19 protein-coding genes are annotated in these 22,078 nt (G+C 30.1%); all 19 read right to left on the reverse strand.

The window, feature by feature from the left end; translation table 11 throughout:
* Positions 1–20: 20 nt before the first annotated feature.
* The 19 genes from BOW57_RS10390 to BOW57_RS10480 all read right to left on the reverse strand — a co-directional run bounded on the left by BOW57_RS10390 (position 21) and on the right by BOW57_RS10480 (position 22,052).
* Complete coding sequence (locus BOW57_RS10390) at positions 21–1,046, reverse strand: glycosyl transferase (protein WP_129054078.1); 1,026 nt, start codon at positions 1,044–1,046, stop codon at positions 21–23.
* A 30-nt stretch (positions 1,047–1,076) separates the two neighbouring features.
* Complete coding sequence (locus BOW57_RS10395; RefSeq protein WP_129054080.1) at positions 1,077–1,760, reverse strand: hypothetical protein; 684 nt, start codon at positions 1,758–1,760, stop codon at positions 1,077–1,079.
* Positions 1,761–1,812: 52 nt separating this feature from the next.
* Positions 1,813–2,916 carry a DegT/DnrJ/EryC1/StrS aminotransferase family protein gene (locus tag BOW57_RS10400; RefSeq protein WP_129054082.1) on the reverse strand — a complete coding sequence of 368 codons (1,104 nt, stop codon included), beginning with the start codon at positions 2,914–2,916 and terminating at the stop codon, positions 1,813–1,815.
* Positions 2,917–2,934: 18 nt separating this feature from the next.
* On the reverse strand, positions 2,935–3,312 hold the full coding sequence (locus tag BOW57_RS10405; protein WP_129054084.1) for an FdtA/QdtA family cupin domain-containing protein: 378 nt from the start codon (positions 3,310–3,312) through the stop codon (positions 2,935–2,937).
* Positions 3,305–4,432, reverse strand: coding sequence for a glycosyltransferase family 4 protein (locus BOW57_RS10410; protein ID WP_129054086.1), 1,128 nt, complete (start codon positions 4,430–4,432; stop codon positions 3,305–3,307). The genes BOW57_RS10405 and BOW57_RS10410 overlap by 8 nt, the downstream gene beginning before the upstream one ends.
* An 8-nt stretch (positions 4,433–4,440) precedes the next feature.
* On the reverse strand, positions 4,441–5,658 hold the full coding sequence (wecC, locus tag BOW57_RS10415; protein ID WP_129054089.1) for a UDP-N-acetyl-D-mannosamine dehydrogenase: 1,218 nt from the start codon (positions 5,656–5,658) through the stop codon (positions 4,441–4,443).
* Positions 5,659–5,669: 11 nt separating this feature from the next.
* A complete protein-coding gene (wecB, locus tag BOW57_RS10420) occupies positions 5,670–6,788 on the reverse strand; it encodes a non-hydrolyzing UDP-N-acetylglucosamine 2-epimerase (protein ID WP_129054091.1) in 1,119 nt (372 codons plus the stop codon).
* Positions 6,789–6,999: 211 nt separating this feature from the next.
* Complete coding sequence (locus tag BOW57_RS10425; protein WP_129054093.1) at positions 7,000–7,944, reverse strand: glycosyl transferase; 945 nt, start codon at positions 7,942–7,944, stop codon at positions 7,000–7,002.
* 48 nt (positions 7,945–7,992) lie between these two features.
* Complete coding sequence (locus BOW57_RS10430) at positions 7,993–8,991, reverse strand: O-antigen ligase (protein WP_164973691.1); 999 nt, start codon at positions 8,989–8,991, stop codon at positions 7,993–7,995.
* 357 nt (positions 8,992–9,348) lie between these two features.
* The gene (locus BOW57_RS10435) at positions 9,349–9,732 is read right to left on the reverse strand and encodes an acyltransferase (RefSeq protein WP_241687432.1); all 384 of its coding nucleotides are present in this window, start codon (positions 9,730–9,732) and stop codon (positions 9,349–9,351) included.
* A gap of 143 nt (positions 9,733–9,875) precedes the next feature.
* On the reverse strand, positions 9,876–11,147 hold the full coding sequence (locus BOW57_RS10440) for a glycosyltransferase (protein WP_129054099.1): 1,272 nt from the start codon (positions 11,145–11,147) through the stop codon (positions 9,876–9,878).
* A 2-nt stretch (positions 11,148–11,149) separates the two neighbouring features.
* Entirely contained in the window at positions 11,150–12,976 is a 1,827-nt protein-coding gene (gene asnB, locus BOW57_RS10445; protein WP_129054101.1) for an asparagine synthase (glutamine-hydrolyzing), read from the reverse strand.
* 1 nt (position 12,977) lies between these two features.
* Complete coding sequence (locus BOW57_RS10450; RefSeq protein ID WP_129054103.1) at positions 12,978–14,285, reverse strand: flippase; 1,308 nt, start codon at positions 14,283–14,285, stop codon at positions 12,978–12,980.
* Positions 14,282–14,851 carry a DapH/DapD/GlmU-related protein gene (locus BOW57_RS10455; protein ID WP_129054105.1) on the reverse strand — a complete coding sequence of 190 codons (570 nt, stop codon included), beginning with the start codon at positions 14,849–14,851 and terminating at the stop codon, positions 14,282–14,284. The genes BOW57_RS10450 and BOW57_RS10455 overlap by 4 nt, the downstream gene beginning before the upstream one ends.
* Before the next feature lie 142 nt (positions 14,852–14,993).
* A complete protein-coding gene (locus BOW57_RS10460; RefSeq protein ID WP_129054107.1) occupies positions 14,994–16,289 on the reverse strand; it encodes a nucleotide sugar dehydrogenase in 1,296 nt (431 codons plus the stop codon).
* Between the two features lie 125 nt (positions 16,290–16,414).
* Positions 16,415–17,488 (reverse strand): Wzz/FepE/Etk N-terminal domain-containing protein, encoded by a 1,074-nt coding sequence (locus tag BOW57_RS10465; protein ID WP_129054109.1) that lies wholly within the window; start codon positions 17,486–17,488, stop codon positions 16,415–16,417.
* Between the two features lie 8 nt (positions 17,489–17,496).
* Positions 17,497–19,935, reverse strand: coding sequence for an SLBB domain-containing protein (locus BOW57_RS10470; protein WP_129054112.1), 2,439 nt, complete (start codon positions 19,933–19,935; stop codon positions 17,497–17,499).
* A gap of 51 nt (positions 19,936–19,986) precedes the next feature.
* Complete coding sequence (gene rfbB / locus BOW57_RS10475; protein WP_129054114.1) at positions 19,987–21,033, reverse strand: dTDP-glucose 4,6-dehydratase; 1,047 nt, start codon at positions 21,031–21,033, stop codon at positions 19,987–19,989.
* Positions 21,034–21,044: 11 nt separating this feature from the next.
* Entirely contained in the window at positions 21,045–22,052 is a 1,008-nt protein-coding gene (locus BOW57_RS10480) for a mannose-1-phosphate guanylyltransferase (protein ID WP_129054116.1), read from the reverse strand.
* Between the last annotated feature and the right edge of the window lie 26 nt (positions 22,053–22,078).

Below are 22,078 nucleotides of genomic sequence, written 5' to 3' on the forward strand. Positions count from 1 at the left end.
ATTTCAATTAACAACTCAGACTATCCGATGTTTTTATGTCGTTCATATCTTGATGTTTGAAAAAAATAAAACAACTTTATTAAAAAACTTGATTTTTTAACCGTTTTTTTAATAAATCTTGAAATATTTTTAATCTTCGCCCTCTCATATATAATATTTTTAGGCTCGTATTTCTCTCCTTTTAATTTTTTATTTATTGATACAATATTTTGAATATAAGGGGTATAAATCAACTCTAAAATTACTTTATCTATAAAAACTTCAGAAGGCTGTGATCTTATATGATCTTCTAAATCCGTAAATTTTAATCCTTGATAGTGATAAAATATTAGAGGAACAGCAGATGCTTTTTGTTTTTTGCCATTAATAATAAATTTTCCACCCTCTTTTGTTACGTCAAACTTATTAATATTCCATGGTGCAACACCAACTCCTATATTCCTAATATCAACTACATTAGAAAATTTTTCATTAAAAAAATTCAAATACTTTTGATCCCCATACCTATTCGTTTCTAAAATAGCATAGCACCAATCTATACAACTTTGTTTCCACCAATTTAAAGCTTGAAGTCCATCTTTATCATTTTTGAAATAAACAAATTGTACACAATACTTACCATAAATCTCTTCAGTTTTTAAATCATCCGAAAAATTATGAGGAGTAATTGCTACTGATGAATTTCCGATCTCTTTAAAAATTGGTTCCGGAGACGAAAAAAACATCATATCTGCATCCAAATATGTACAATGATCCAAATTATATTTTTCAATTGAATAGAAAATTGTTGATGCAGTACAAGTCCAACAATATTCTGCTATTGTTCTTTGTCCTTTAATCCTCAATAAATCCTCATTTTCGAACTCCACTAATGGAATAATTGTTGCATTTTTTAAATTCATTTTAACCAATACATCAAATGAATTATCATCAAATGCAAAGATATAGAGATGAAAATCATCGCATAGTTCTTCTAAAGAGTTGTACAAATTAATTCCTCTTGATAAATAATAAGAATCAAAAAGAGTACAAAAATTATATTTCATATTTTTAATATTGTTAATTCGGCATTACTATTAATTTTGTGCCTCAATGATATAAAAAGGTTTTTCTTTATTGTATTCAAAAACTATTTTATAGTACCTAAACCATAATTTAATAAGACTCGATTTCGATCTTGCATAACCACAAAACGTTCTTTTTTTAAATTTCATAATAGACAAGATAAAAGTTTTAAATTCATTTAAAACTATGCTATAAGCTAAAGGGTTAGTTGGAACAACACATATATGTTTTACATTTAACTTTTTACATTTATCAAATATCAATTTAAAATCTTCATTATCAAACTCTGTATCAATCCTATGTAATAAAACTATAGTTTTTTCATTTGCTGGAAAATCATCTTTCACTATATCTATTAATAAAGCGTCATGAAATATCTGATATTCCTTTAATCTTTCTATTGAATTTGTGTTATCGGAAACAACAACTTCTAGATTTGAATTTTGTTTAATATGGTATTCAGTTTGAGCAATTCCTGAGCCTAAAGAAAGTACTTTAGTGTATCCCATTTTTTGAATTTGCTCAATCATTGCCAAAACTGATTCACTAACTTTCTCAGCATTTACCTTAGTTAAATATTTGTCTTTACTTGCTGGCATCCAATATGGCAATTCCAATTCCTCATCTCTCAGATCATTCCAGTTAATTATTTTGCTTGAATGAACTCTAAATACGCTGTAATGCTTCATTTTCATAATCAAAATATTTTAAAATTAAAAGTTGTTTTAATGATCCAAAAGTAGGTTCTTACTTTAGAAAGAAATCCTTGATACTTTTTGCTACATAATCAATATCATCTTGCTTCATTCCTGGGTAAAGTGGAATGCTGAGACATTGTTCTGCCATTTTCTCTGCAATAGGGAAATCTCCTTTTTTGTATTTCTCATCCGCATATGCATCTTGCAAATGTGGGGGAACAGGATAATGTATAAGTGTGTCAATATTTTTCTCTTTCAGATAAGACTGTAAATCGTCTCTGTTTACACATTGAATAACATACAGATGATAGACATGATCAGCTTTATACTTAATTGTAGGAATTTTTATTTCTTTACAATCAATTAATAATTCTTCATATCGCTTTGCAATATTTTTTCTTTCTTCTGTGAGTTGATCTAAATAAGGAAGTTTTACATTCAAAATAGCTGCTTGCATCTCATCAAGACGAGAATTTAGCCCTTTTACTTCGTTATAATATTTTTTATTAGATCCATAATTCCTTAATACTTTTGCTTTTTTGAAAAGAATTTCATCATTTGTTGTAATACCTCCACCATCACCGAGTGCTCCTAAATTCTTTCCTGGATAAAAACTGGTTGCATTGATATGTCCGAATGTACCTGTATACTTTTGATCCCATCTTGCCAAATGTGCTTGTGCATTATCTTCAACTACATACAGATTGTGTTTTACAGCAATCTCCATTATTCTCGTCATATCACATGGTTGCCCATATAAATGCACAGGAAGAATTGCTTTAGTACGAGACGTAATTGCTTTTTCTATTAATTCTGCATTAATATTGTAACTCTCTTCATCTGGTTCAACCGGAATCGGCTTTGCCCCTACTGCTGAGACAGCTAACCAACTAGCAATATAGGTATTAGACGGAACAATCACCTCATCTCCAGCACCAACTCCTAATGCAAGTAATGAAATTATTAAGGCATCCAGGCCATTTGCTACTCCTATTGAATAATTAATATCATGCAATTTTGCATAAGCATTTTCGAATTCAACTAATTCATTACCCATTATATACCATTTGGAATCTAAGACTTTTGTCATGGCATCTATAATTTGTTTTCTATAAAGGTTATCTTGATAATCAAAAGATAAAAATGGAATCATTTTACTTAAATTTTATAATTAAACGTTTTGGTAAGGCTCAAAAATATAGTCTTCTTTTTCATAAAACTCAGAAGCAAAAACCATTAAAATACAATCTTTTGAGAACTTATCCATCCAGTGGTAATCTTCCGGCTCTATTACTAAACATTTTGAAGGTATATCCAAAATGAATTCTTCAACTGGAAATCCTTTGCCTGATTGACAAATTATTCTACAGCTTCCTTGAATTGCGATTGCAGCTTGTACCGTTTTTTTATGTCTGTGATGCCCACGTTCTGAATCATCAACTCCATAAATATAGAAAACCCTCTTTATTTCAAATGGTAAAACCTTTTCAACTACTGTTAAATTCCCTCTAACATCAGTAAATGTTTGTAAATCAATATATCTAGACATATTTCGTTTCTTTTAACTTAAAAATTTCTTTTAAAATATTTATTTGATGATTTGAATTGTATTTTTCATCAACAACTTTATAACACTTTGCTCTAACAGTTTCTCTATCTTCTTTTCTAAAAATAGTCCATTGCTTTATTTTGGAGCACAGATCATTAACGGATCCTTCTGCAAAAAAATCTCCAGTAATATTGGGCCGAATCGCCTCAAATTCTGGTCCATGTTTAGGAAAATTATTATGTGTGACAACAGGAGTGCCATAAACAAAACTATGCATAACTGTTAATCCAATATCACCAGGAACAACACATAAATCAGCATTAAAAATTAGTTCTCCTAAGATATTTTCATCGTAACAAGGACCGAAAAACCAAACCTTTTTTTCTAATTTATACAAATTCACAAGCTCTTCCAGACCTATTCCTTCAATTTGATTACCAATAAGTATTAAATTATAATGACAATTACTTTTTTCTAATTCGTGCAATGCTTCAATTAACAATTCGATTTTCTTTCTATTCTGAATACGTCCAACGTATAACAAAACGGGATAATCATTTAGAAAATGGTTCTTGTATATCGCACTAGAAATTAATTCCTTACGAATATTTAATTGATTATCAACATCCATTGAATTATATACCGAGACCAATTTTTCAGGATTAAAACCTTCATTAATCATAAGGTTTCTCGAATAATCCCCATAAAGCAATACTTTATTACTTAATCCAAAAAAAACTTTTTTTATAATTTTTTTTAAACTGCTTTCATTTCCATACCAACCGTGAGTCCATAAATATGTTTTTCTTCCGGTCAATCTATTCATTAATAAAACTAACCAAGTTGATAAGCAATGCGGCTCTCCAGTGATAATATAATGCTTATAATTTTTAAAAGCGAGAGAAAAAGCTCCCTTTTGCCAATAAAATTTTTTTATAATAGGAGTATATTTTAATGTTTTTTTATATCCAGTCAGATTAAAATAATTCATTAATTTAATCGGATATGATACTCGATCTCCTATATAAAAGTCACATTGCAATTCACTATCCATTAATTTATAAATAGGCTCATTATAATGCGGTGCAAGATTGAATATACAACAAATATTATCTTTCATAAAATGGATTATTTGGCATTTGTAACACCACAGAAATCAATTATTTTTTTTGAGGATTCAATTTTTAAATTTTTAAATTCATCATGAGCTACCAAAAATACTATAATATCAGCTTTTTCAATCGCCTCTTGATATGGTGTCAATTTAAACACATTATGAGTATCGATATTAGGCTCTACAATATAAAACATATCGTCATTTGCATCTTGTAATACTTTTTGCGCAATATACTTAGCAGGTGACTCTCTTAAATCATCTATATTTGGTTTAAAAGCCAATCCCATAATGGCAATTTTTGCTTTTTGACCATTCTTAAGTTGAAACTCTAATTTTGCAGTTTTAACCTGTTCAGCACACCAGAAAGATTTATAATTATTAATCTCTCTTGCTTTACCAATAATCTGCGATTCCATCGGATAGTCTGCCACTATAAAATAAGGATCTACAGCAATACAGTGTCCACCTACACCACAACCAGGCTGCAATATATTTACTCTCGGATGTTTATTTGCTAATCTTATCAGATCCCATACGTTAATATCAGCTTTTGCACATATTAAAGACAACTCATTAGCGAACGCAATTTGCACATCTCTAGAAGAGTTCTCTGTAAGTTTACACATTTCTGCAGTTCTTGCATTAGTTTCATGTAGCTCTCCCTTAACAAATCTACTGTAAAAGTGAACAGCTTTTTTCGTTGAAGCTTCATTTACACCACCAATAACACGATCATTGTTTACCAATTCATACATTACATTACCAGGCAAGACTCTTTCTGGACAATACGCTATATAAATTTTATCTCTTAACTCTGGTCTTAGAGAAATAATTACATCCATCATCTTTTCGGTTGTTCCAATTGGAGATGTTGATTCAATAATATATAAATCACCCTCCTTTAACAATGGAATAATAGCTTTTGTTGCTGCTAATACGAAGGAAATATCTGGTTCATTTTTTTCTTTAAATGGAGTAGGAACTACAACTAAGTACGCATCTCCAACAACTGGAGCTATATCAGCTTTTAAATACCCTGTTTTAACTGCGTTTGCAACAGCTTCATCTAAACTTGGTTCTACTATATGAATTTTTCCAGCATTAATTGTATCAACAACACTTGGATTTATATCAACTCCATGAACATGGATATTATTGTTAGCTATTAATGCAGCGGTAGGCAAACCTATATATCCTAAACCAATCATTACTACTTTTTCTTGACTCATCTATTCTATTTTTATAATGAAACTAAAAAATTTACAATTCGTTCACAAGTTTTTCCATCACCGTAAGGATTATGTAGTAAACTCATTTGGTCGTAATGCTCTTTTTTATTTAACAACACTTCGCACTCTTTAACAATTTTCTCTAATTGTGTACCAACTAAAATAACGGTCCCAGCTTCAACAGCTTCAGGTCTCTCTGTAGTATCCCTCATAACCAAAACAGGTTTACCTAAACTTGGAGCTTCTTCTTGTACACCACCACTATCTGTTAGTATTAAATACGATTTGTTCATTAACCATACAAATGCAGGATAAGCTAATGGAGCAATCAGATGGATGTTATCAATACCTTCAAGCATTTCATGAACAATATTTTTAACATTTGGATTCAAATGTACTGGATAAACAATTTGAATATTTTGATTATTTTTACTAATTTGCTTTAGAGCTTCGCAAATTCGTATAAAGCCATCACCATGATTTTCTCTTCTATGACCAGTTACTAGAATAATCTTTTTAGAAGGGTCAACAATTTTTTTCAACCATTCAATTTCAATATCTAGTAATTGATCAACTTTATTTACACTTTGTAATAAAGCGTCGATAACGGAATTTCCGGTAACTATTATTTTTTCTACAGGTATATTCTCTTTTAATAAATTTTCTTTTGATGTTGCAGTTGGAGCAAAATGAAAATCGGTTAGTCTTCCTGTTATTTGTCTGTTCATTTCTTCAGGAAAAGGGGACCATTTGTCAAATGTTCTTAAACCTGCTTCAACATGACAAACTTTTGCACCTGCATAAAACGAAGCTATACTAGCCGCCATTGTTGTTGTAGTATCTCCATGCACAAATACAAAATCAGGTTTAAAAGATTCCATAACAGGCTTAAGACCTAATAAAATATCAGATGTTAATGTATATAAATTTTGATTAGGTCTCATGAGATTTAAATCAAAATCTGGAATAATCTCAAAGAAACTCAAAACTTGATCCAACATTTCACGGTGTTGTGCAGTTACACAAACTTTAGTATCAAATTTTGCAGGAAATTTAAGAAACTCTTTAACCAAAGGTGCCATTTTTATTGCTTCTGGTCGAGTTCCAAAAATCAAAAGTATTTTTTTCATTTTTTATTGTTCTATATGAATTTGATATGTTAATTACGTTTTAAAGTTAGAGTTTCCCACTATATGGTCAAAAAAAAACAGTTTCCTTCCAAATAAAAAGGATAAAATAATACCCTTTCATAATCTAAACCAATTTTCCAAAAAAAATCTCAATCTAATTTATCCCGGTTATATTAAAAAAGAATTACTAATTATCTCTAATTAAATAATTTTAAAAATTAAAAACTCCCCAACTTAATTCTTTAATGCCTTTTAAATATTTTACTACATTTTGAAATTGAATATCATTGTAATCATTTGTAACATTTACAGAATGTAATTCTATATTGTCTATAATTAATATTGGCATTATATTCTCATCCTCTCTTTGAATCTTTACGATTCTGGTTTTATTAAATTGAGCCAATAGATTTAGCCAAACATCATCAGCATACTTACAAATTTCCATAAAAACTTCGGCCTTAAGAACATCTCCAGAAAAACAATTTGGAGGAAACAATGTACCTCCGCCAGTGGTGAAAAATATATCAAGTGTAGGTTCAGAAATCAAAATTCTTTCATCCCACTCCTTATACGACAATAATTTACCATCAAACGTCTTATATTTTGAAGCTCTATGACAGCAAATAGAATCAGGAAAATTATTATGTAACTCTAATAAATCACTTACTAAATATGAAGGATAAAACAGATCATCATCGATTGTTATTATAATATCATCTGTGTAATTTTTAAGTGCATAATAATACTTTTTGTGAGATTTCAAGTCTCCTTCACAAAATTTAACTTCCAATCCTCTCTTTTGTAGTTTTAACAAAGATTTTGGCAAATCATTCAATCCTGAAAATTGATCTTTAGAAAGCCACAGAATAATTTTATCAGGTAATACACTTTGACGTAACATACATTCAATAACAATCCAAATAATACTGATTCTTTTAGGAAATGTTGTTAAGGAAACTATAACCTTCTTCTCTTCAGTTGAAGGGCTTAATTTGTATATTTTGAATAGATTTGAAATTTTAAACCAAATAGGAACAAAAGTAATTGCAATTAACTTAAGCAAAAACCTATAAATAGAATAAAATTTAACTGCTCTTAAAAACTTATATTTATCATTAATATTGTTGTACTTGAAAATTAAAAAGTCACTCATTTGTTGAAAATAAATTTATAAAAGCGGATTTAACTTTACGAAAAACCATTAATTAAATGTTACAATTTGTGATTCGTTTCTAGAAATTCCAATTACAGAACCAATCATAAAAAATGAAAGAAAAGAAATATACAGGTAGGAAATTTCTGCAGGAGGTCCAAATATAGACGAATTACTAAGAAAAACTGATATTAAAAGAACCACCTGAATAACATAAACAGAAATGCAATATTTTTTTAAAATCGGATCTTTCACTAATTTTAAAGCCTTATTCAACTTTTTTATTATAAAAAAGGTAATTACAAAGAGAGTAATAATGCCTGCTAAGCCTAATTCGCACAGTATAGCAGCTATTCCATTGTGTGGACTTGCTAAATATACGGGCACTCCTGTTATTATGATAGGTATTGTATTGTGACCAACAAACATTCCATAACCAATACCAAATACTGGATGTGCTAGAAAAATTTCGTAGGCAGAATTCAACATCAATAATCTAATTGCAACATCCACACTATCCGTTGAATCAATATCACCATAGCTTTCGAGGGCACTTGAACTTTTAAAAATTATTAAAATTAAAATTGAAAAAATAATAAAAGAAGGAACAAGCCAAAAAAACGTTTTTACTGAAAATTTATGAGTTTTAAAAAAATATAACATACACATAATCACAAAGCTCAATTGACTTTGGCGTGTTTGTATAATTAAAACACTTAATAAAAGAATGCTTAAGGCAACGATAAATAGCTTTCGTTTAAATGCCTTTTCGATTCTCGCTAAAATTGAAAGCCCTATTAAAAAACCAATAGAACTGTACAAAATACTGATTCCTGGTGAAAATGTTATAGGTGGTTCAAAATTATAGCGCCCGATAGATCCTCCTGTTGTTATAATCCATGCTACAACATTAACAAAACCATTTAACAAACAAAATCCAAATAATAATTGATACAATTTAAAAAAGTTTACTTTCGACAAACTTATTGTTCTGCCCAACAAATAGGCAAGAATTGCACTGATACAAAATATTACTCCATTAAGCATAATCTTCAAATATAGGAAGGAAGGGGATTCTCCAGAATTAGAAGAAAATGTTTTCGACACCAATGTAGCATTTGGTATATTTATTATATACGAAATAATTACAATGAAAACAAAAAATGAAAGACTCAAAAAAATAGTGTCAATTCTTAGAAATTCTTTTAAAATTTTTTTGTTTGGAAAAACCAATACTAAAGCTAAAATTAACAACATCCAAAGATGGAAAAAACTGTAACTGCCAAATTGGAATTTTACCAGCAGTATTGATGAAAACAATAAGAGGGAAATGCAGAAATAAAGTACTCGGCTAATATTCATTTATTACAGATAAACTCGTTATAATTTACAAATTTGAACGAATTATTTTTTTCTAGATCGTATTAAAACGGAAGGATTTCCACCAATAATACTATACTCATCAAAATTTCTACACAAAACAGTTCCTGCTCCGATTATAGAACCTTTTTTTACATGCCTACCAGGCGTAAAGATAACTTGCCTTCCAATCCAAACATCATCTTCAATGATACATTGTTTTTTAGAGGTATTACCCTGCTCTATCATAGGAATATCAATATTATCAAACTGATGATTTGTCGAAAAGATATGAACGTTTGGCCCCATCATTACATTCTTGCCAATTATTATATCTGAAGGAACTACGCAGTTAATGCCTAACCCTGAATTATCATCAATGACCAAATTTAATCCACTACCAAAAAAAGCCATTCTTTCAATATTCACATTCTTACCGCATGATTTAAAAATAGGTTTACAACATAAATATCTCAACCATCTAAAAAACGGTCCGATATAAGGAGCACTTGACGCCGGTAAATATCTAAATATTGTTAAATAGAAAAATAAAAAAAAATATCTATGCACTTTTATGATAAATTAGAATTTAATACCTCACTTACTTGATTTGCAATGTTTTTTCTTTCAAACTTACTAATTTTTGCATTAATCAAACTTTCTGTCTTGAAATTGGATTTAGCTAATATTATTTCCACCAAAATATTTTTAATTTTTGTAATATCAAATGTGTTAGTGACATATCCAATATTCAAATCATTAATTATTTTTTTTGCCGGTCCTTCATCAGCCAATGCTATTATTGGATTTCCAGTTGCCAAATACTCATAAAGCTTACCGGGCATTGTACCATTACCCGGACCTGGAACCAGTAAAAGCCAATCTGCATTTATCGTTTGTTGTAGACTCTCACGATGTGGAATATTATCAATAATTTCTACAAAAGAATTCGGAAAATTTAAGTTATATAATGCACCTTCTGGATCGATAGTTCCATATTGTACAAATTTCAAGCTCTTTTTATATTGGGGATATTCCTCCTTTATAATTGTCAAAGCTTCTAAAAATGGTTTCAGAGATCTTTTACCATAGAAATTTCCTGTGTGAACAATTGTTATTTTTTCGTTATTACTACTTTTATGTAATCCTTCAAAATCTTCTGCATCAAAACCATTAGGTATATAACGTATTTTATTAGTATCTAAAAAGCTATATTTTTTTAAAAATTCTTCTTTATATTCTTCAGAAGTTACAATTATTGAATCAGAACTTTTAATCACCATTTTTTCAAGGAAATGATCTAATTTATTCAATAGATATGGTTTTTTACTTATAAACGGATTAAACGTCCAAGGATCTCTAAACTCTACAATCCATTTAACTGATTTAGAAAAAAACTTTCTATATAACAATACAACAATGTGACTGCTTGCTAATGGAGAACTTGAATACAATACATTAATATTCTCTTTTTTAATTATTTTTCTTAATCGAAAAAAAGCGCCTATTGCCCAAAATATATTTACATCAGGAACAAAAAAATTATCCGCCAAACGGTTATTGGTGCTTTCTATCGTTTGTCCGACTTCAACAGTAATTTTCTTAACCGTAGTTTTTCTATTTTTCTTTAATTTTTGATAATATTTTGGTAGATCAAAAGCATTTGTTCTATATATTGTAGTGCCATTGATTATTTCAAAATCTTTCATATCATCAAGCTTTCTTGATAATACAACTCCTTCCCAATTATATTCAGGAAGATATTTGATTAACTTAGCTATTCTTATAGTGCCTCCAGAATGTGTAGGCCAAAAATCGCCAAGTATAAATAATACTTTTTTCACAATTAAAAATTATTATTAAACCAAATTTTAGTACATAATACCGACCACAAAGCTGAAGTATAATCTATTTTACCACTAATATGATCTTTTAGCATTAATTGTACATTATCCATGTTTATAAAATTATTAATTGGAGAATTATCTTTTGCTAATGTTTTAGTAAAAAAACCAGACATTTCATTCCTTGACCACGCACTAATAGGAGTAGGGTAACCTCGTTTGACTTTATTATCTAAAATTAAATTAGGTACTTTACCACGCAATGTTTCTCTAAAAACAGATTTTAACGAACCTTGTTTGACTTTATAAAAACTAGGAATAGTTAAACTTAGTTCTACCAATCGATGATCTAAAAAAGGCACACGAGATTCTATGGACCAATTCATACTCATTCTATCTTCTTGATGTAATAATGCTGGTAAATAATGCTTTAGATTCATTAACATACTTTGTTCGAACTTTAACAGACCGCTACCTAACGCTAATTCAGCATTTTGATATCTTAAATGTGCATTTTGAGAAACTGATGGATCATTGAATATTGACAATTTAGAAGGTACTGTCTTATTGAACAATCTATTAAAACTACCTCCTCTATAAAAATAAGCAGGAATCATAGCTAGCTCAGAAAAAGGTACATGAATTCCTTGTTTCACAAGACTTATCAGGTTGTGTGCGGCTAAAGTATTAAATGGTCTATAACCGCCAAATAATTCATCAACACCTTGTCCACCATTAACAACCCTAATATTATTTTGATTGATTAATTCATTAACAAAATACATGGGTAATATCGCAGGTCCAGCAACAGGTTCATCAAGCATACCAATTAATTGTGGTAAAACATCCTGCACTTTCTGCGGATTTGCACTAACCTGATGATGAATTGTATTAAATCTATTTTTTACCTCATTGATTTCCTTATTTTCATCATATTGAATTCCCATGCCTGCAAACGCTGATGAAAAGGTATGAAATTCACCACTATGCAATTTACTTGCTATTGAAACGATAGCACTTGAATCTATACCTCCACTTAGATGGGCACCAATTGGAACATCGCTTCGTTGATGCAAGCTTATTGCTTCTTCGATCCTCCACGCTAATTCCTCTTTAAAACTCTCATAAGATCTTGAATAATCAATTGCTACCGTAGGTTTCCAGTAGCATTTTTTGATTGATCCATTTCTAGATATAGATAGTGTATGACCGGGATCAAGTTGAAAAATATTATTAATCCACGTTTGATTATCTAGTTGATGCGAAAAATTTAAATAATTGAATATAGCTTCATCATTTGCAACATTCTGAATTGCAGGATGTGCTTTTACCGCTTTTATCTCAGAACCAAATACAAAAAGGTTTTGTGTTAAATAATAATATAATGGTTTAATACCAATTCTATCACGAGCTGCAAAAATAGTTGCTTCTACTTTATCCCAAATTACGAAAGCAAACATTCCGTTAAAATGCTTTACACAATCTTCTCCGTAAAATTTAAAAGCTTCTAGCAAAACTTCAGAATCTGAATTTCCTCTAAATCTTATCCCTTCTTTTTTAAGATTATCTGAAATCTCTAAATAATTATAAATTTCTCCGTTATAAACCATAACGTATCTGCCGTCATCACTATGCATAGGTTGGTGCCCTGCCATTGACAGATCAATTATACTTAACCGTTTATGTGCTAATGCAATCCCCTTTTCATCAAAATAATATCCTTCATCATCAGGTCCACGATGTGAAATAGTATTAGCCATTTTTTTTAAAATTGTCTGACTATCACAATCCGTATATTTAATATTCCAAAAACCGGTAATTCCGCACATACTATTTCTTTCTTAAAAAATTCGTTACTTTTTCTTTAATATATAAATAATCCGAAACTTTTGGAATCATGATTTCCCAAATTGACAAATTATCTATTCTCTTAATTTGCATTACAAAAGCAATTGTTATAAAAATATAGGTTATTGATGAACTTATTGCCGCTCCAGAAATACCTAATTGAGGTATTAGAACTAAATTTAAAATAACATTTATAATAAGTCCAGCAATAAAAACATAAGCTCCAATCAACGGACGTCCAATTGAACTAAAATAATTACTATAGGAATAATTAACTGTCATAGCCATTAAACCAGGTAGTAAAAATATAAACGGGACGTAAGCAGGTAAAAAACTTTCACCAAAAACCACCCAAATAAATGGATAACCAATAATAGATAAACCTATTATACCAACTAAACCAATTATAAAACTGACTCTTCCAACCAAACACATTGTTGATAATTGTTCATCTCTATTAAGCCCTGACAAATGCGGAAATAATGCAATTCCTATAGCACTGGGAATTAATAAAAGTAATTCGCTAATATTAACAGAAACAGAATAAAGACCAAGATCAGCAGTACTAACCATTTTGTTCAGAAAAAAAGTATCTATTCTAAAGACACTGGTCAAGAAAAAATTGGTTAAAAAAATATGCGCCCCATACTTTAATAATTTATTTAAGTCAGAGGCACTTACTTTTTCAAAACTAATTAAATTGGAGTCTTTCTTTAAAAAAAGCATAATCAATTTAATCAAGGCACTACCTACTAAAGAATAGGCAACACCAATAACTCCTATATTTAATATTATTAGTGTCAGTACTAGAAATAAAACATAAAAACCATTGCTAACTAATCCTGCAACAGATTGATACTTAATTCCATCATCATTCATTTGAATTTTATAACCAATAAGTGCAGATAAGATATTTATCAGTCCAATTAAAAAAGTAAGGGCTAGTAATTGTAAACTTAAGTTACCGCCAATCAATGTATTTACTGTGCTACTAAAAAAAAGTACACCAATTGTAAAAAGAATAGCTAGTAATAAACAATGAGCCCAAATAAATAAATTTACTTTTTCTAGACTAACTTCATTTTTTTTAAGGAAGTAAATAATTGCCGGTCCAAAGCCAAAAGAAAAAATAACCTGAATAAATCCAAAAATTTGAGTTATTAGAAAAACCTCTCCCTTTCCGCTTGGTCCTAAAAATCTTGCAATGATCATTCCCGAACCTAAAGATACTATTAATTGAAAAATATTACTTAATAGTGAGAACGTACTGTTTTTAATTAATTCCTTCAATTTTCGGTTTGTTTTTTAATTTGTTTTGCCGGATTTCCAACTACTACACAATTCCCATCTGGAAATGATTTTGTTACAACGCTTCCTGCGCCAACTATTGTATTATTACCTAATGTAACTCCAGGAAGAATAATGGCGTTCATTCCTATCCAACAAGACTCTCCTAATATAACATCTTTCGGAGCATCATGTGTATTCAAATTATTAACGTTGTGATTAGTTGTTATAATACCAACATTAGGTGCGATCCAAGTACCTTTACCTATAAATATATTACCATTATTACAATTAGAAAAATAACACCCAAAATGTTGAAAGTTATTTAAGTCATCTGGATGAAAATGAATTCCTGCCGGGTTATCAATTGCTATATTTGAACTTACAGGCCACCTAACGTTTTTATTAATACCAAAAATACGTTGAGTAATAAAAGATCTTATAACCCATTTCCAGCCAATATGTGAACTATCAAAATACTTTCCTTTTAATAGATTCTTATCAAAGAAAAATGAAAAAAAGAACTTAAGTAGAGGGTTAATAATTTTTATATATAATAATTTTAACATACTTTAAAATGGTTATCCCAATATTTCTAATCTAATTAAACTACATATAGATATAGTAATTACATACATTTATCGGTTATGTTTTATTCTTTTGCTGGCTCCTACTAAAACAAGAATATTTTTTTTTAAAATTATAGGTCACTTACAACCTCCAATAATTTTTAAATTCCTTTGGATTTTTTATCCCTTTTATATCAAACATAAAAATTTCATCTTTAGATAACTTCTGAAAATCTTCTACTGTCATCTGAATGTATTCATTATGTCCTACAGCCAGTACAATAATATCATATAATCCGACCGGCTTTTCAATCAATGTAACTCCATACTCATGAGCCAGTTCATTTGGACATCCGTGTGGATCTATAACATGAACATGAATCGAATAATCCATTAATTCTTTAACTAGATCTACGACTTTTGAATTTCGGATATCGGATACATCCTCTTTGAATGTAATCCCCATTACTAAGACCTTAGATTTTCCAGGATTTTTATCTTGTTCTATTAACGCCTGTACAATTCTCTTCGCAATAAAACTAGGTATAAAATCATTTACACGTCTTCCCGCCGCAATAACCTGCGGATCAATACCTAATTGCTTCGCTTTATGCATTAAATAAAAAGGGTCAACACTAATACAATGTCCTCCAACTAATCCAGGTTGATACTTATGAAAATTCCATTTTGTACCAGCTGCCTCAATTACTGCTTTTGTATCAATGCCCATTTTGTCAAAAATAATAGCCAATTCATTCATCAAGGAAATATTGATATCGCGCTGTGTATTTTCAATGACTTTTGCCGCTTCAGCTACTTTTATTGATTCCGCTTTGTGTAATCCAGCTTTAATTATTTTTCCATATATCTCTGAGATAACTTCTAAAGCCTCTTCATCATTACCTGAAACTATTTTTAAAATATTCGTTAATGTCTTTACTTTATCGCCCGGTACAATTCGTTCAGGGCTATAACCAAATTTGAAATCATTGCCCGCTTTTAATCCCGAAATATTTTCAAGTATTGGTACACAATCTTCTTCTGTACAACCAGGATAAACTGTTGACTCATAAACAACATAATCTCCTTTTTTTAAAGCTGAGCCAACACTTCGTGAAGCCCCTAACAATGGATTTAAATTTGGCACTTTATTCTCATCAATATCTGTTGGGACACCAATTATATGAAAATGAGCTCTTTTTAAATCTTCTACATCAGAAGTAAAAGTAATATCACAATCTTCAAAAGCATTAGAATCTAATTCTTTTGAAGGATCAATTCCTCTTTTCATCAATTCCACACGAGCTACATTGATATCAAACCCAATAACTTTAAAATGTTTAGCAAATTCTAAAGCAAGTGGCAAGCCTACATAACCTAACCCCGTAACAGAAATAATTTTTTCTTTTTTTATAAATGAATTGAATAATTTTGGCATAGATCCTTATATTTTAAATCTTAATTATTATTTTATTAGCTTTTACAGTACATTACAGATAATCCTTTTTTGCTGAAATTTACTCCAACTCTACTTATCTATTTACTGTGTATTAAAAAAAAATTCTACATCAACTCGCGAAGCAATTTTCTTATAGTCAATCCCAACATTATCAGGAATCCACCAAAAAAACCACCTAAGATCAATCCCTTAGCCTTACTAAAACGCTCTTTTGGCAAAGGTAATATTGGTTTGTCAATCACTTGAATTAATGGTGTCTCTCTTCTTAAGGTAACTTTTGCTAGTTCAGCTTGTTTTACTAATTCTGTCAATATAGCTGTATTCGCCTGAACATCTACTTGTCTTCTAGCAGAAGGCGCACGACGAACATTCAAAGCCGGATTCAAATTAAATGTGTTATCATTTGCAACAGCTACTCCAGTAATAGCCCCATTTAATTCACCACGTATTGAATCAACCTGATGTTCTAAAATGGCCATATTTAACCTGGCCTTCTTACTTTTAGTTTCAACATAAAAATCTCCAACTTGTCTGGCTAAAGCTTCACAAAAAAGTTCTGAAAAGATCTCATCTGTAGAAGATACATCAATATTAATAATGTTAATTTTTTTGTCTTTTTGTGCAACACTCAAATTACCTGTTGATATATTCTTATAAATTATCCCTAAAATACTATCATGCACTCTCGTAAATCCTTTGCGATTTGTATCTGGCAAAAAATATATGTTTTTGAGTTCTGGCTGTTGGTTCCAGTTTTCTCTCAAATTATTATTTTGTATGTACATTTCAGCTAAGGAAACTTTTTTTTCATTCATCATTACAGAAGTTAATAAGGTTTTCTCCACCATATTGCGAGACTTAAATAACTCTGTTAAATTAGAACCTGTAAACACACCACCCCCACTAGCTCCTAAATCCAAACCAAAAGAACTTGCTAAGCCTAATGCTCCTCCCAATCCTCCTCCACCAGATTTGTCGTCTTCCAACGCAAAAGAAAGTGTAGCAGTATATATTGGTTTATTTATATATGAATAGGTTAAACCCAAAATGGCTCCAAGTATTCCTCCTAGTAAAATAATTTTCCATTTTGAAAGCAAATAAACACGCCATTCTTTAACCTTTTGAAATAATTCTTTTAACGAAATTTCGTCCGATTCATTAGTTCTATTATTATCCATCTATTTTTTTATTTAAAAGCTGTAACAATAAGTAAGGCTAAACTAGATACTACACCTCCTATACCAACCCACTCGCCTGCAGACATTTTTTTAGATTCGGGTTTTTCTGGAACTACAATTTGTGAGTCTGGCTCAACGCTAGGATATGATTTAAAAAACAAGAACGAAGTAGTAACTGCTGCTTTGCCGTTAGGATAAATAATATATGCTTTTTTCTTCCAGCCTTTATTATCAACACCTCCAACCGAGTTTAAATAATATTTAAATCCTTTTCCTTTTCTATATGGAATTTCAGAAGTAAGCAACACATTTCCGGTAACTTTTACTCCTTCATTATAAACTGCAATTTCAATTTCATCACCCGGGAATAAAGTAACATTCGAATAATGATTTTTATCTTTTACAATTTTTTCCCAATCCACAGGAATTGTGGCATATTTTAAATCTTCTCTAAGCTTTTTAGTCAATTTTTCTTTTAAAGTATCATTTTTAGACAAATTCAAATCGATACTTTTTATTTTATCAATTTGTTCTTGTTTAATTGGTCTTTTAATTTTCATTCCGTCTAAATTAGCAATAGATGTTAATCCTCCTGCTCTCATAACAACATTATAAACGGTTTCCTTTTTATTAGCCAAAACATATTTCCCTGGATAACTTACTGCACCGCTTACTTTGACCATTTCAGGTTTTTCGTAAACTGCCATTTTACGAATATTAATAACATCAAAAGGTTTTAAAATAAAATTTTTGACTTGTTCATTGTTATCTGCTGTAATTTCGAGTTCAACTAATTCAATACGTTTTGGATCAGCGTCGTCAATTTCATCTGACTTCATCATCCTAGCGACCTCAACTCTTTTAGATGCAGAACCTGTTAAACCACCAACCTGAACTACTAAATCATTTAGTGTCAAATTTTCAAAATATTCATACTCACCAGGATTTTTTACTTCACCATCAATAGTCACCTTGTATTCTTCTCTGAAATCTAAAATAGAATAAACTGTTACTATATCTTCTCTTCTTAGCTCAATATCAGCATTTAAATCTCCAGCTAAAGCACTTGCTAAATTCACATTAACAATTTCAGTAGTTAAATCATTCTTTAAGCGAATAATTCTTGCTCGTTTAATATAAGCATCTTCTTTAAGTCCTTCAGATCGGGTAATCAGATCTGAAACCCTCATTCCTTCAGTAAAAGAATAATAATCTGGTCTAAAAACTGCTCCTTCAACTTTAATACGGTTTTCGAAGCGGTTTAAAATTCTAGTAATTTTAAAAACATCTCCAGATTGTGGTACATAGGTACCAAAATCACTTTCGTTTACATCGTGAACCTTAAATTCTTTTCCTGTTTTTTGTAAGACCTTTACAGATGCTGTATAAGCAAATTCATTAAATCCAGAGGCGAAATTTAATAAGTCAGAAAACTTCTCTCTATTTTTCATCTCAAAAATACCAGGTCTCTTTACTTCTCCTTCAACTACAACTCTTTGATTATAAGCCGGAATTCTGATCACGTCATTATCTTTCAAACCAACATTATCAGATTGATCTCCTTTTACCAAAAATCTATAAATATCAATATTTCGATAAACCTTATTGTTACGTATTAATTCTATATTTCTATAACTACCGTTTTTTCCAGGACCACCTGCTAAATGCAATGCATTGTAAACCGTCGCTAATGATGAAATTGAATAATTTCCAGGTTGTTTTCCGCCAACAATAGTAATTTTCATAGTTCGTATTTGACTTAAACTGACACTAACCTTAGATTGTCCAGATCGAACCGTACTATATACCTTAGCAATTGCTGCTCTAATTTTCTGAGTAGCCGCTTCAATTGACATACCTGAAACAGAGATTTGTCCTATATTATCAATTACTATTCTACCTTCAACGCTAACTTCAAGATTAGAACTGTACTCTTGAACTCCATACACACTTACTTGTAACTCATCTCCAGGCCCTAAAACATAGTTCATAGGCGTCGCCAGCTTTAAGTCTGGTTCAAAAGTTAAACTTGGATTATCAAATAACTCCGAACCAAAAATCAATGTATTAACAGTGTCTTTTACTTTATCATTTTTAATTGTTTCTTGTTTTCTTCCTCCTTCAGCATTTTTATCCGTCGAATTTGACTTTTTACCCTTATCTTTACCGTTTGCAGTGACACTTTTCTTTTCAAACTCATTAAGTTTAATTCTAAGTTTATTAAACTCAGACTGACTCATACCCTTAGACAATACCATTGATTCTACTTGATCAATTGTAGCATTGTTACTTTTTAGTTGAGCACTAATATTAGCCATGTCATCATCTGACAAATAATCTACTTTTATTGTACTTAAATCCTTAGATTTTAAAATGTCCTGAGCATTTATATTCAAAGACATTAATAAAATAAAAAATAGAATAAGAACGTTTGTTATTTTTTTCATATTACCTATAATTTTAACCTTAAAATTAGGCCTTACGCCAAATTTTTTTATTTATGAGTATTGTTTTTGATAATAATCCTTGTACAATCCTGAAGTGATATTTTTGAGCCATTCTTCATTATTCAAATACCAATCAATTGTTTTTTCTAAACCTTCTTCAAAAGTTACAGACGGTTTCCATCCTAATTCTTTATTAATTTTAGAAGCATCAATTGCATAACGTAAATCATGACCCGGACGATCTTTTACATAAGTAATCAATTCTTGAGAATTACCTTCTTCTCTTCCTAATTTTTTATCCATAATCTGGCATAATAACTTAACCAGATCAATATTTTTCCATTCATTAAAACCTCCTATGTTATAAGTTTCATGATTTTTTCCTTCATGAAAAACCAAATCTATAGCAATAGCATGATCTTCAACAAAAAGCCAATCGCGGGTATAGTTTCCATCACCATAAACTGGCAAAGACTTATTATTTATAATGTTATTTATAAAAAGCGGAATTAATTTTTCAGGAAAATGATATGATCCATAGTTATTGGAACAGTTTGTCAAAACATAAGGTAAGCTATATGTTTCTCCGTAAGCTCTAACAAAATGATCTGAACTTGCTTTTGAAGCAGAATATGGTGAATTAGGATCATAAGAAGTTGTCTCAGTAAAAAGACCTTCAGCTCCTAATGAACCGTAAACTTCATCGGTGCTAATATGATAAAATCTTTTACCTTCAAAATTATTTTTCCATTGATTCTTAGCTGCATTTAATAAATTCATTGTTCCAATTACATTTGTCTTCACAAATACTAAAGGATCTTCGATTGAACGATCAACATGAGATTCTGCTGCTAAATGCAAAACGCCATCAAAATCATATAACGAAAAAAGTTCATTTATAAAAACTTCATCAACAATATCACCCTTTACAAAAGTATAATTGGCTTTTTTTTCAATATCTTTTATATTTTCAAGATTTCCAGCATAAGTTAATGCATCTAAATTAAAAATTTGATAATCTGGATATTTATTAACAAAACGTCTTACTACATGTGATCCAATAAAACCAGCACCTCCTGTTATAAGAATTTTTTTCATCTTTATTTCAATTAATTTAATAATTCTGATTTTTGTTTTTCTAATTCACTGTATATATCCTTTACATCTTGTGAATTCTCTTTTTGTAAAATTAAATTGGCTGTATTTGTATGAACAAAAATAACATTCTTTAATCCTAAAAAAATAGTATGTTTATCGCAACCAATAACAAGGTTTCCATTTCCATCAACTGGATGCCCTTTTGAAATCAAATAATCATAAACTGACTCGAATGACCCTAAATCAGACCAAGAAAAAGAAGCCGGTACAACTTTAATTTTTTTACTACGTTCCATTACAGCATAATCAATACTGATTGATGGAATCTGTAATGATAACTCTAAATTTAGAAAACCATCTTTACTAGCTTCCCAAACTGCTTTAGATTTATCATAAACATCTGATTGAAATTGTTTTAATTCTTCAAGTAAAACACCTGCTTTAAAACAAAACATTCCGCTATTCCATAAAAAATTCCCTCTAGCGATAAAATCCTTTGCAGTGGTTTCGTTAGGTTTCTCCCGAAAAGAAATTACCTTATCACCATTTGATTCAATATAGCCATACCCAGTTTCAGGTTTGGTTGGAATTATTCCAAAAGTTACAATAAAACCTTCTTTAGCTTTTTCAATTGCTTCGCATATAGCTTTATTATAGTCATCCATCTTATCAATAATATGATCAGAAGGAGTTACAATCAATATCTCATCTGGATTAGATGCAAATGCTGCAAAGGCAATAGCTGCGGCAGTATTGCGAGGTGTAGCTTCAACTATATTAACATATGAGGTATTGGTTTTATCCATCACCTTATTACTTAAATGATGGTTATCTACGTTACCAACTACCATTACTTTATCTACCAAATGACTATTGCGATCAACTGTCATCTCGAACAAAGATTTATTCTCAAAAATCTCTAAATATTGTTTGGGTTGACTTTTACGAGAAAGTGGCCACAATCTGCTTCCTACTCCTCCAGTCAAAATCACGTGTATGATTGAATTATTTGTTTTCATTATTCTTTAAATAAAAAAAAATTTCA

It is taken from the genome of Flavobacterium sp. YO64 (assembly GCF_004119505.1).
Classification (GTDB): Bacteria; Bacteroidota; Bacteroidia; order Flavobacteriales; family Flavobacteriaceae; genus Flavobacterium; species Flavobacterium oncorhynchi.